The sequence below is a fragment of the Tenacibaculum pacificus genome, assembly GCF_027941775.1.
Classification (GTDB): Bacteria; Bacteroidota; Bacteroidia; order Flavobacteriales; family Flavobacteriaceae; genus Polaribacter; species Polaribacter pacificus_A.
Genome location: NZ_CP115917.1, coordinates 248,703 through 262,144, shown reverse-complemented (window position 1 = coordinate 262,144; position 13,442 = coordinate 248,703). Strand labels below are relative to the sequence as shown.

Below are 13,442 nucleotides of genomic sequence, written 5' to 3'. Positions count from 1 at the left end.
TTTATGATATTAATGGATCTCTGATGCTAAATATTCTTACATTTTAAACTGTCAGTTAACATTTTTAGAAGTTTCTTCTTGATAGCCATTTTTAAGTTTTGCTTTTATTTTTTTCTCAAAGTCTTTTTCTGCTGCTGATTTATTTATATGGATTTTTGTGTTCTTTCTTGGTGAGCTTGTATCTACGCTTCCGTATTCAGTTTTTATTTCTAATCCTGTATTGAGTATTTCCCAAAACTTTACATGATAATAGCCATCTGAAAAACCTTTTTTTCTCTGCACAAAACGCCTGATACCTAATTTTTTTCTTTCTTCTGAAAGAAGTCGTCCTTGTTCAAGCATTTTTTCAAGACTAAGTTCTGAGTCCCATTCACAATCGTACATCATATCAATAAAAGAAATATAACTTGGAATATAAAATATGGCTTGTTTTTCAATTTCTTTATTGAACTCTTTTATAAGATCTTTTGCTTTTTGTTGTTCATTATTTGTTGTGTTGATGAGTGTAATAACATTTTTTTCTATAGCTATTTTTTTAGAATAACATTCTCCTGTTACTGTGCATTCAAATTCTAAAAGCACATTACCTACTGGTAATACTATTTTTGTCAAAGGAGTTACTCCAAAGTCTTTACCTTTAATTAAAACACGTGCTTTTGGGTTTGTTTTTATACTAACCATACCGGTTACAAAATTACCTAAAGCTTTATTTAATTCGAATTTTCTTTCTTTTAATAACAAATCCAATTCGTCTTCTGAGTATAATTTCCCTAATTCTGCCAATAGATTGACACAATTGTGTTCATCAATATCATCCAAAATAGTTTCTAAAGAAGATATGCTAATTTTAACTAACTCTAAATCTTGTTCATTAATTTTGCCAATGCGAATCTCGCATTCATAAAAAACATTATAAGGATCAATTAGTACTTTTTCTGCTAATTCTTCCTTAGTTCTATTTATATAATCTCTTGGTTTTTGAAATGTTTTTTTGGGCATTATTTTTTTGTTTAGTTATATATGCTTTCATTCAGAACAGACTACAATTCTAGATAACATTAAATACTTAAAGCCTTTTTCTGATTCTAAATCAAAACATAGCTATTAAATTAATTTAACGAAAGCTAAGCAATATATAAAATAACTTTAAAGTCTAGACGATAGAAAAGATAATTCTTGCTAATAGCATCTATAAATGAAAGGTTAAATTTTATAAAGAGCTTTTTATTTGTTTAATAATGATAGAATAAAACCCTCTAAAAACATTGAAAAAATTATTATTAGAAGCTATTCCCGCTTTCCGCACTCGCTTTTTTTTGAAGAAAAATCAAAAAAAGAGCTCAAACAAATGCTTCAATCGGGGCTAAAAATTCATAATATTTTTAAAAATTCTTACTTATATAAAAATACCTCACAGGTTTTAAAAACTTGTGAGGTATAATTTACTTTTAGAGCTTGTATAAATTTAATTTAAGAAAGTTTTATAACTAAAAAAACCGAATCCGTCAAAGGAATTTTATTTCAGTTTAGGACAAAAAAAAACCTCAATCTTTATAGATTGAGGTTTTAAAAGAAAGGCAACGACCTACTCTCCCACCATTGGCAGTACCATCGGCGCAAATGGGCTTAACTTCTCTGTTCGGGATGGAAAGAGGTGAGCCCCATTGCGATAATCACCTTAAATCGTTTCAGTATATTTCAACTGTATAAGTTAACATATTGGTAAAAATTATATCGTAAATAATCAAAAGAGTTGGTGCTTGCGCCCTTTCGAGCGCAAGACTTCTACATAAGCCTATGGGTTATTAGTAATACTCGGCTATGACATTACTGCCTTTACACCTGTATCCTATCAACGTGGTAATCTTCCACGACCCTTTAAAGAAATCTCATCTTGTGGTGGGTTTCGCGCTTATATGCTTTCAGCGCTTATCCCTTCCCAACGTAGCTACTCTGCAATGCTCCTGGCGGAACAACAGATACACCAGAGGTTAGTTCAACTCGGTCCTCTCGTACTAAAGTCAAATCCACTCAAATTTCTAACGCCCACAGCAGATAGAGACCGAACTGTCTCACGACGTTCTGAACCCAGCTCGCGTGCCACTTTAATGGGCGAACAGCCCAACCCTTGGGACCTTCTCCAGCCCCAGGATGTGACGAGCCGACATCGAGGTGCCAAACCCCCCCGTCGATGTGAGCTCTTGGGGGAGATCAGCCTGTTATCCCCGGAGTACCTTTTATCCTTTGAGCGATGGCCCTTCCATGCGGAACCACCGGATCACTATGCTCTACTTTCGTACCTGATCGACCTGTATGTCTCTCAGTCAAGCTCCCTTATGCCATTGCACTCTACGCACGGTTACCAAACGTGCTGAGGGAACCTTTAGAAGCCTCCGTTACTCTTTTGGAGGCGACCACCCCAGTCAAACTACCCACCACGCACTGTTCTCATTGCTGAGTTAGATTCTAGATAAGCAAAGGGTGGTATTTCAAGGGTAACTCCACAACGCCTAGCGACGCCGCTTCATAGTCTCCCACCTATCCTACACATTACTTATCCAAAACCAATACGAAGCTATAGTAAAGGTTCACGGGGTCTTTTCGTCCCGCTGCGGGTAATCGGCATCTTCACCGATACTACAATTTCACCGAGCTCATGGCTGAGACAGTGTCCAGATCGTTGCACCATTCGTGCAGGTCGGAACTTACCCGACAAGGAATTTCGCTACCTTAGGACCGTTATAGTTACGGCCGCCGTTTACTGGGGCTTCATTTCATTGCCTCGCCGAAGCTAACAACTCCACTTAACCTTCCAGCACCGGGCAGGTGTCAGGCCTTATACATCATCTTTCAATTTAGCAAAGCCCTGTGTTTTTGATAAACAGTCGCCTGGACCTTTTCACTGCGGCCCATCCGAAGATGGGCGACCCTTCTCCCGAAGTTACGGGTCGATTTTGCCTAGTTCCTTAGCCATGAATCACTCGAGCACCTTAGAATTCTCATCCCAACTACCTGTGTCGGTTTACGGTACGGGTTCTCATAATCTGAAGCTTAGAGGTTTTTCTTGGAAGCCTTTAGGCACACTATCAACGCATCCGAAGATTTGTTGTACTATCACATTTCACCTAGATCAGCGGATTTGCCTACTGTTCTAATAGCTACATGTTTCAACGAACTATTCCGTCAGTTCGCGGTGCTTTCATTACTCCGTCACCCCATCGCAATTATAAGAAGTACAGGAATATTAACCTGTTATCCATCGACTACTCCCTTCGGATTCGCCTTAGGACCCGACTAACCCTCAGCTGATTAGCATCGCTGAGGAAACCTTAGTCTTTCGGTGAGGGGGTTTCTCGCCCCCTTTATCGTTACTTATGCCTACATTTTCTTTTCTATCCGCTCCAGCATCCCTTACAGAACACCTTCGGCGCAAATAGAATGCTCCCCTACCACTTATACAAAGTATAAATCCATAGCTTCGGTAATATGTTTATGCCCGATTATTATCCATGCAAAACCGCTCGACTAGTGAGCTGTTACGCACTCTTTAAATGAATGGCTGCTTCCAAGCCAACATCCTAGCTGTCTAAGCAGTTTCACCTCGTTAGTTCAACTTAACATATATTTGGGGACCTTAGCTGATGGTCTGGGTTCTTTCCCTCTCGGACATGGACCTTAGCACCCATGCCCTCACTGCTGAGTAACATTTTATAGCATTCGGAGTTTGTCAGGAATTGGTAGGCGGTGAAGCCCCCGCATCCAATCAGTAGCTCTACCTCTATAAAACTTTCGCTCAACGCTGCACCTAAATGCATTTCGGGGAGTACGAGCTATTTCCGAGTTTGATTGGCCTTTCACCCCTACCCACAGGTCATCCAAAGACTTTTCAACGTCAACTGGTTCGGTCCTCCACTGTATGTTACTACAGCTTCAACCTGCCCATGGGTAGATCACTCGGTTTCGCGTCTACTACTACTAACTATGGTCGCCCTATTCAGACTCGCTTTCGCTTCGGCTCCGGACCTTAAATCCTTAACCTTGCTAGTAACAGTAACTCGTAGGCTCATTATGCAAAAGGCACGCCGTCACACAGTTAATGTGCTCCGACCGCTTGTAGGCGTACGGTTTCAGGTTCTATTTCACTCCCTTACTTAGGGTTCTTTTCACCTTTCCCTCACGGTACTAGTTCACTATCGGTCTTTCAGGAGTATTTAGCCTTACCGGATGGTCCCGGTGGATTCATACAGGATTACTCGTGTCCCGCACTACTCAGGGTACTGCTATATCTTCTTCGATTACCTATACTAGACTATCACTATCTTTGGTTTGTCTTTCCAGACAATTCTAGTTCTCTTAGATTCTAATGTCGCAGCCCTACAACCCCAACACTGCCGTAACAGTATTGGTTTGGGCTAATCCGCGTTCGCTCGCCACTACTAACGGAATCACTATTGTTTTCTCTTCCTCCGGTTACTTAGATGTTTCAGTTCACCGGGTTTGCCCCCTTGCGGGTGATATGTCTTCAACATACCGGGTTGCCCCATTCGGAAATCTACGGATTATAAGGTATGTGCCCCTCCCCGTAGCTTATCGCAGCTTATCGCGTCCTTCATCGCCTCTGAAAGCCTAGGCATCCGCCATACGCCCTTATTTAGCTTATTGTACTTTTTGCTCTAAACATAAATGTTTAGAACGAGCTCTTTATAATTATTTATTTTTATAAAAATATTGTTGTTAATCCGAAGATTAACTTCTCTATCTTGATTTCTTTACGATATCATTTTACCAATATGTCAATGAACTTGTGGCGAGTCGCCACGGACAAGTATTTAAACTTTTTGTGAACAACTTTATGCCGTTGTGGAGAATATCGGAGTCGAACCGATGACCTCTTGCGTGCAAGGCAAGCGCTCTAGCCAACTGAGCTAATCCCCCATTTGAAATTCAGAATTATGAATTCAGAATTACGAATTTAGAACCCTCTAGTTTCCAGAATTTCCTTTCTAACAACTTGCTTTTTGTAGTCTCAGGCAGACTCGAACTGCCGACCTCTACATTATCAGTGTAGCGCTCTAACCAGCTGAGCTATGAGACTATAATAGCTTGTTATTAGTGTTTTTTAAAATTAACAGCAAAGAGTAAAACTTCCCTTTTGTAACTCACCATCTTTCTCTAGAAAGGAGGTGTTCCAGCCGCACCTTCCGGTACGGCTACCTTGTTACGACTTAGCCCTAGTTACCAGTTTTACCCTAGGTCGCTCCTTGCGGTAACGAACTTCAGGCACCCCCAGCTTCCATGGCTTGACGGGCGGTGTGTACAAGGCCCGGGAACGTATTCACCGGATCATGGCTGATATCCGATTACTAGCGATTCCAGCTTCACGGAGTCGAGTTGCAGACTCCGATCCGAACTGTGATATGGTTTATAGATTCGCTCCTGGTCGCCCAGTGGCTGCTCATTGTCCATACCATTGTAGCACGTGTGTAGCCCAGGACGTAAGGGCCGTGATGATTTGACGTCATCCCCACCTTCCTCACGGTTTGCACCGGCAGTCTCTCTAGAGTCCTCAGCTTAACCTGTTAGCAACTAAAAATAGGGGTTGCGCTCGTTATAGGACTTAACCTGACACCTCACGGCACGAGCTGACGACAACCATGCAGCACCTTGTGATCTGTCCGAAGAAAACTCTATCTCTAAAGCTGTCAGACCACATTTAAGCCCTGGTAAGGTTCCTCGCGTATCATCGAATTAAACCACGTGCTCCACCGCTTGTGCGGGCCCCCGTCAATTCCTTTGAGTTTCAGTCTTGCGACCGTACTCCCCAGGTGGGATACTTATCACTTTCGCTTAGTCACTGAACCGAAGTCCAACAACTAGTATCCATCGTTTACGGCGTGGACTACCAGGGTATCTAATCCTGTTCGCTCCCCACGCTTTCGTCCCTCAGCGTCAGTATATACGTAGTAGACTGCCTTCGCAATCGGTATTCTAAGTAATATCTATGCATTTCACCGCTACACTACTTATTCTATCTACTTCCATATAACTCAAGTCAATCAGTATCAAAGGCAGTTCCATCGTTGAGCGATGGGATTTCACCTCTGACTTAATTGACCGCCTGCGGACCCTTTAAACCCAATGATTCCGGATAACGCTCGGACCCTCCGTATTACCGCGGCTGCTGGCACGGAGTTAGCCGGTCCTTATTCTTACAGTACCGTCAAGGATCTACACGTAGATCGGTTTCTTCCTGTATAAAAGCAGTTTACAACCCATAGGGCAGTCATCCTGCACGCGGTACGGCTGGTTCAGAGTTGCCTCCATTGACCAATATTCCTCACTGCTGCCTCCCGTAGGAGTCTGGTCCGTGTCTCAGTACCAGTGTGGGGGATAATCCTCTCAGACCCCCTACCTATCGTTGCCATGGTAAGCCATTACCTTACCATCTAGCTAATAGGACGCATAGTCATCTTGTACCCATAAATGTTTAATGCAAAAGAGATGCCTCTTCTACACATTATGGAGTGTTAATCTTCATTTCTAAAGGCTATCCTCCTGTACAAGGCAGATTCTATACGCGTTACGCACCCGTTCGCCGGTCGTCAGCATAGCAAGCTACCTGTTACCCCTCGACTTGCATGTGTTAAGCCTGCCGCTAGCGTTCATCCTGAGCCAGGATCAAACTCTTCATTGTATATTTTAAATAATATTAATGAATAAGTTTCAAAAGAATTTAACTTCGTTAGAAGTTGTGGTTATTCTACTCTTATTTACGCTGTCAATTTCAATATTTTCAATGAACCTAGTTTTCTTTTTAAAAAAAACCAGAGATAAGAATAATCTTATCATTTTTTGTAGAAACGTTAGAATCGAACTAACTGACATATTATTGTCATTTCCAAATTTCTTTAATCGTTACGCTTTCTGAAAGCGGTTGCAAATATACATCCTTTTATTTGTTACAAACAAACTAAACTTAACTTATTTTTTACATTTTATTAATGTGATACTTAACGATATTTTAATGAACCTTGTTAACTTTTAAACTTGCGTTTTTCCGTTAGCGGTTGCAAATTTACGCCCTTTTGTTGGAACAGCAAGCATGTTTTTTTATTTATTTTCAAAGTATTTTTTAATTAATTGTTTTTCAATACCTTAATTTAAATATTTTTTTGTTCTTTTTAATTATTTGAATTTAAAACAACTGTTTTATTCGGTTTACAGCTGGTTTATTTTTTTTTTGAAATCCTGATTTGCCGTAGTTCTTCGCTTTATGCGATGCTGAAATAAATTCAGCGTGACGGGAATCTTGTTTTTAAAAAACTCTAAATAATCAATAAAATAAGGAATTATAATAGTTTTGTACAGATGCCTAGCCCCGATTGAAGTAATTGTTTGAGCTCTTTTTTGTTTTTTTCTTTTAAAAAACAAAAAAAGCGAGTGCGGAAAGCGGGAAATTGCTTCTCATTTATCTTATTTTAAACGTAAAAAAATCCTTTTTGATGAGATTTATCTAACATTTTACCTTTCTCTATCCTGGTTATTTTCTTCTGATTTAAAATTTCTTACTTATATAAGAAGTCCTCACAGGTTTTTAAAATCTATGAAGGCTAGGTTTAATAACTTTTAGAGCTTATTAAAATTTGAAAACATTTTATAAAACCGAATCTGTCAAAGGGATTTTATTTCAGTTTCACATCCTGATTTACCGTAGTTCTTAGATTTATACAATGCTAAAATAAATTCAACAGAACGTTTAGATATTAAAAAAGGACTTTAATCATTTCAATTTAGCGCAAAAAAAAACCTCAATCTTTATAGATTGAGGTTTAAAAGAAAGGCAACGACCTACTCTCCCACCATTGGCAGTACCATCGGCGCAAATGGGCTTAACTTCTCTGTTCGGGATGGAAAGAGGTGAGCCCCATTGCGATAATCACCTTAAATCGTTTCAGTATATTTCAACTGTATAAGTTAACATATTGGTAAAAATTATATCGTAAATAATCAAAAGAGTTGGTGCTTGCGCCCTTTCGAGCGCAAGACTTCTACATAAGCCTATGGGTTATTAGTAATACTCGGCTATGACATTACTGCCTTTACACCTGTATCCTATCAACGTGGTAATCTTCCACGACCCTTTAAAGAAATCTCATCTTGTGGTGGGTTTCGCGCTTATATGCTTTCAGCGCTTATCCCTTCCCAACGTAGCTACTCTGCAATGCTCCTGGCGGAACAACAGATACACCAGAGGTTAGTTCAACTCGGTCCTCTCGTACTAAAGTCAAATCCACTCAAATTTCTAACGCCCACAGCAGATAGAGACCGAACTGTCTCACGACGTTCTGAACCCAGCTCGCGTGCCACTTTAATGGGCGAACAGCCCAACCCTTGGGACCTTCTCCAGCCCCAGGATGTGACGAGCCGACATCGAGGTGCCAAACCCCCCCGTCGATGTGAGCTCTTGGGGGAGATCAGCCTGTTATCCCCGGAGTACCTTTTATCCTTTGAGCGATGGCCCTTCCATGCGGAACCACCGGATCACTATGCTCTACTTTCGTACCTGATCGACCTGTATGTCTCTCAGTCAAGCTCCCTTATGCCATTGCACTCTACGCACGGTTACCAAACGTGCTGAGGGAACCTTTAGAAGCCTCCGTTACTCTTTTGGAGGCGACCACCCCAGTCAAACTACCCACCACGCACTGTTCTCATTGCTGAGTTAGATTCTAGATAAGCAAAGGGTGGTATTTCAAGGGTAACTCCACAACGCCTAGCGACGCCGCTTCATAGTCTCCCACCTATCCTACACATTACTTATCCAAAACCAATACGAAGCTATAGTAAAGGTTCACGGGGTCTTTTCGTCCCGCTGCGGGTAATCGGCATCTTCACCGATACTACAATTTCACCGAGCTCATGGCTGAGACAGTGTCCAGATCGTTGCACCATTCGTGCAGGTCGGAACTTACCCGACAAGGAATTTCGCTACCTTAGGACCGTTATAGTTACGGCCGCCGTTTACTGGGGCTTCATTTCATTGCCTCGCCGAAGCTAACAACTCCACTTAACCTTCCAGCACCGGGCAGGTGTCAGGCCTTATACATCATCTTTCAATTTAGCAAAGCCCTGTGTTTTTGATAAACAGTCGCCTGGACCTTTTCACTGCGGCCCATCCGAAGATGGGCGACCCTTCTCCCGAAGTTACGGGTCGATTTTGCCTAGTTCCTTAGCCGTGAATCACTCGAGCACCTTAGAATTCTCATCCCAACTACCTGTGTCGGTTTACGGTACGGGTTCTTATAATCTGAAGCTTAGAGGTTTTTCTTGGAAGCCTTTAGGCACACTATCAACGCATCCGAAGATTTGTTGTACTATCACATTTCACCTAGATCTGCGGATTTGCCTACAGTTCCAATAGCTACATGTTTCAACGAACTATTCCGTCAGTTCGCGGTGCTTTCATTACTCCGTCACCCCATCGCAATTATAAGAAGTACAGGAATATTAACCTGTTATCCATCGACTACTCCCTTCGGATTCGCCTTAGGACCCGACTAACCCTCAGCTGATTAGCATCGCTGAGGAAACCTTAGTCTTTCGGTGAGGGGGTTTCTCGCCCCCTTTATCGTTACTTATGCCTACATTTTCTTTTCTATTCGCTCCAGCATTCCTTACAGGACACCTTCGGCGCAAATAGAATGCTCCCCTACCACTTATACTGTGTATAAATCCATAGCTTCGGTAATATGTTTATGCCCGATTATTATCCATACAAAACCGCTCGACTAGTGAGCTGTTACGCACTCTTTAAATGAATGGCTGCTTCCAAGCCAACATCCTAGCTGTCTAAGCAGTTTCACCTCGTTAGTTCAACTTAACATATATTTGGGGACCTTAGCTGATGGTCTGGGTTCTTTCCCTCTCGGACATGGACCTTAGCACCCATGCCCTCACTGCTGAGTAACATTTTATAGCATTCGGAGTTTGTCAGGAATTGGTAGGCGGTGAAGCCCCCGCATCCAATCAGTAGCTCTACCTCTATAAAACTTTCGCTCAACGCTGCACCTAAATGCATTTCGGGGAGTACGAGCTATTTCCGAGTTTGATTGGCCTTTCACCCCTACCCACAGGTCATCCAAAGACTTTTCAACGTCAACTGGTTCGGTCCTCCACTGTATGTTACTACAGCTTCAACCTGCCCATGGGTAGATCACTCGGTTTCGCGTCTACTACTACTAACTATGGTCGCCCTATTCAGACTCGCTTTCGCTTCGGCTCCGGACCTTAAATCCTTAACCTTGCTAGTAACAGTAACTCGTAGGCTCATTATGCAAAAGGCACGCCGTCACACAGTTAATGTGCTCCGACCGCTTGTAGGCGTACGGTTTCAGGTTCTATTTCACTCCCTTACTTAGGGTTCTTTTCACCTTTCCCTCACGGTACTAGTTCACTATCGGTCTTTCAGGAGTATTTAGCCTTACCGGATGGTCCCGGTGGATTCATACAGGATTACTCGTGTCCCGCACTACTCAGGGTACTGCTATATCTTCTTCGATTACCTATACTAGACTATCACTATCTTTGGTTTGTCTTTCCAGACAATTCTAGTTCTCTTAGATTCTAATGTCGCAGCCCTACAACCCCAACACTGCCGTAACAGTATTGGTTTGGGCTAATCCGCGTTCGCTCGCCACTACTAACGGAATCACTATTGTTTTCTCTTCCTCCGGTTACTTAGATGTTTCAGTTCACCGGGTTTGCCCCCTTGCGGGTGATATGTCTTCAACATACCGGGTTGCCCCATTCGGAAATCTACGGATTATAAGGTATGTGCCCCTCCCCGTAGCTTATCGCAGCTTATCGCGTCCTTCATCGCCTCTGAAAGCCTAGGCATCCGCCATACGCCCTTATTTAGCTTATTGTACTTTTTGCTCTAAACATAAATGTTTAGAACGAGCTCTTTATAATTATTTATTTTTATAAAAATATTGTTGTTAATCCGAAGATTAACTTCTCTATCTTGATTTCTTTACGATATCATTTTACCAATATGTCAATGAACTTGTGGCGAGTCGCCACTGACAAGTATTTAAACTTTTTGTGAACAACTTTATGCCGTTGTGGAGAATATCGGAGTCGAACCGATGACCTCTTGCGTGCAAGGCAAGCGCTCTAGCCAACTGAGCTAATCCCCCATTTGAAATTCAGAATTATGAATTCAGAATTACGAATTTAGAACCCTCTAGTTTCCAGAATTTCCTTTCTAACAACTTGCTTTTTGTAGTCTCAGGCAGACTCGAACTGCCGACCTCTACATTATCAGTGTAGCGCTCTAACCAGCTGAGCTATGAGACTATAATAGCTTGTTATTAGTGTTTTTTAAAATTAACAGCAAAGAGTAAAACTTCCCTTTTGTAACTCACCATCTTTCTCTAGAAAGGAGGTGTTCCAGCCGCACCTTCCGGTACGGCTACCTTGTTACGACTTAGCCCTAGTTACCAGTTTTACCCTAGGTCGCTCCTTGCGGTAACGAACTTCAGGCACCCCCAGCTTCCATGGCTTGACGGGCGGTGTGTACAAGGCCCGGGAACGTATTCACCGGATCATGGCTGATATCCGATTACTAGCGATTCCAGCTTCACGGAGTCGAGTTGCAGACTCCGATCCGAACTGTGATATGGTTTATAGATTCGCTCCTGGTCGCCCAGTGGCTGCTCATTGTCCATACCATTGTAGCACGTGTGTAGCCCAGGACGTAAGGGCCGTGATGATTTGACGTCATCCCCACCTTCCTCACGGTTTGCACCGGCAGTCTCTCTAGAGTCCTCAGCTTAACCTGTTAGCAACTAAAAATAGGGGTTGCGCTCGTTATAGGACTTAACCTGACACCTCACGGCACGAGCTGACGACAACCACGCAGCACCTTGTGATCTGTCCGAAGAAAACTCTATCTCTAAAGCTGTCAGACCACATTTAAGCCCTGGTAAGGTTCCTCGCGTATCATCGAATTAAACCACATGCTCCACCGCTTGTGCGGGCCCCCGTCAATTCCTTTGAGTTTCAGTCTTGCGACCGTACTCCCCAGGTGGGATACTTATCACTTTCGCTTAGTCACTGAACCGAAGTCCAACAACTAGTATCCATCGTTTACGGCGTGGACTACCAGGGTATCTAATCCTGTTCGCTCCCCACGCTTTCGTCCCTCAGCGTCAGTATATACGTAGTAGACTGCCTTCGCAATCGGTATTCTAAGTAATATCTATGCATTTCACCGCTACACTACTTATTCTATCTACTTCCATATAACTCAAGTCAATCAGTATCAAAGGCAGTTCCATCGTTGAGCGATGGGATTTCACCTCTGACTTAATTGACCGCCTGCGGACCCTTTAAACCCAATGATTCCGGATAACGCTCGGACCCTCCGTATTACCGCGGCTGCTGGCACGGAGTTAGCCGGTCCTTATTCTTACAGTACCGTCAAGGATCTACACGTAGATCGGTTTCTTCCTGTATAAAAGCAGTTTACAACCCATAGGGCAGTCATCCTGCACGCGGCATGGCTGGTTCAGAGTTGCCTCCATTGACCAATATTCCTCACTGCTGCCTCCCGTAGGAGTCTGGTCCGTGTCTCAGTACCAGTGTGGGGGATAATCCTCTCAGACCCCCTACCTATCGTTGCCACGGTAAGCCATTACCTTACCATCTAGCTAATAGGACGCATAGTCATCTTGTACCCATAAATGTTTAATGCAAAAGAGATGCCTCTTCTACACATTATGGAGTGTTAATCTTCATTTCTAAAGGCTATCCTCCTGTACAAGGCAGATTCTATACGCGTTACGCACCCGTTCGCCGGTCGTCAGCATAGCAAGCTACCTGTTACCCCTCGACTTGCATGTGTTAAGCCTGCCGCTAGCGTTCATCCTGAGCCAGGATCAAACTCTTCATTGTATATTTTAAATAATATTAATGAATAAGTTTCAAAAGAATTTGTTCTAAATTAATAGAACGTGGTTATTCCACTCTTATTTACGCTGTCAATTTCAATATTTTCAATGAACCTAGTTTTTTAAAAAAACCAGAGATAAGTTTTTACGCCTATCATTTTTTGTAGAAACGTTAGAATCGAACTAACTGACATATTATTGTCATTTCCAAATTTCTTTAATCGTTACGCTTTCTGAAAGCGGTTGCAAATATACATCCTTTTATTTGTTACAAACAAGCTAAACTTAACTTATTTTTTACATTTTATTAATGTGATACTTAACGATATTTTAATGAACCTTGTTAACTTTTAAACTTGCGTTTTTCCGTTAGCGGTTGCAAATCTACGTCCTTTTGTTGGAATAGCAAGCATGCTTTTTTATTTATTTTCAAAGTATTTTTTAATTAATTGTTTTTCAATACCTTAATTTAAATATTTTTTTGTTCTT

The 13,442-nt window shown here is 42.1% G+C and carries 1 protein-coding gene, 4 tRNA genes and 6 rRNA genes; all 11 read right to left on the bottom strand.

From position 1 onward, the window contains the following. Window positions 1–51 precede the first annotated feature (51 nt). Window positions 52–999 (bottom strand): WGR domain-containing protein, encoded by a 948-nt coding sequence (locus PG913_RS01115; RefSeq protein ID WP_271231243.1) that lies wholly within the window; start codon window positions 997–999, stop codon window positions 52–54. Window positions 1,000–1,572: 573 nt separating this feature from the next. Next, window positions 1,573–1,681: ribosomal RNA gene (gene rrf / locus PG913_RS01110) — 5S ribosomal RNA — on the bottom strand. A gap of 105 nt (window positions 1,682–1,786) precedes the next feature. After that, window positions 1,787–4,662 (bottom strand): 23S ribosomal RNA (locus tag PG913_RS01105). Between the two features lie 199 nt (window positions 4,663–4,861). Beyond that, window positions 4,862–4,935: transfer RNA gene (locus tag PG913_RS01100), tRNA-Ala, on the bottom strand. Window positions 4,936–5,021: 86 nt separating this feature from the next. Next, a tRNA-Ile gene (locus tag PG913_RS01095) sits at window positions 5,022–5,095 on the bottom strand. Between the two features lie 81 nt (window positions 5,096–5,176). After that, window positions 5,177–6,694, bottom strand: a 16S ribosomal RNA gene (locus PG913_RS01090). A 1,141-nt stretch (window positions 6,695–7,835) separates the two neighbouring features. Further along, a 5S ribosomal RNA gene (gene rrf / locus PG913_RS01085) occupies window positions 7,836–7,944 on the bottom strand. A 105-nt stretch (window positions 7,945–8,049) separates the two neighbouring features. Further along, window positions 8,050–10,925, bottom strand: a 23S ribosomal RNA gene (locus PG913_RS01080). Window positions 10,926–11,124: 199 nt separating this feature from the next. Continuing rightward, window positions 11,125–11,198, bottom strand: a tRNA-Ala gene (locus tag PG913_RS01075). 86 nt (window positions 11,199–11,284) lie between these two features. Further along, a tRNA-Ile gene (locus PG913_RS01070) sits at window positions 11,285–11,358 on the bottom strand. 81 nt (window positions 11,359–11,439) lie between these two features. After that, window positions 11,440–12,957, bottom strand: a 16S ribosomal RNA gene (locus tag PG913_RS01065). The 16S, 23S and 5S rRNA genes sit together here with 4 tRNA genes alongside, the layout of an rRNA operon. Window positions 12,958–13,442 lie beyond the last annotated feature (485 nt).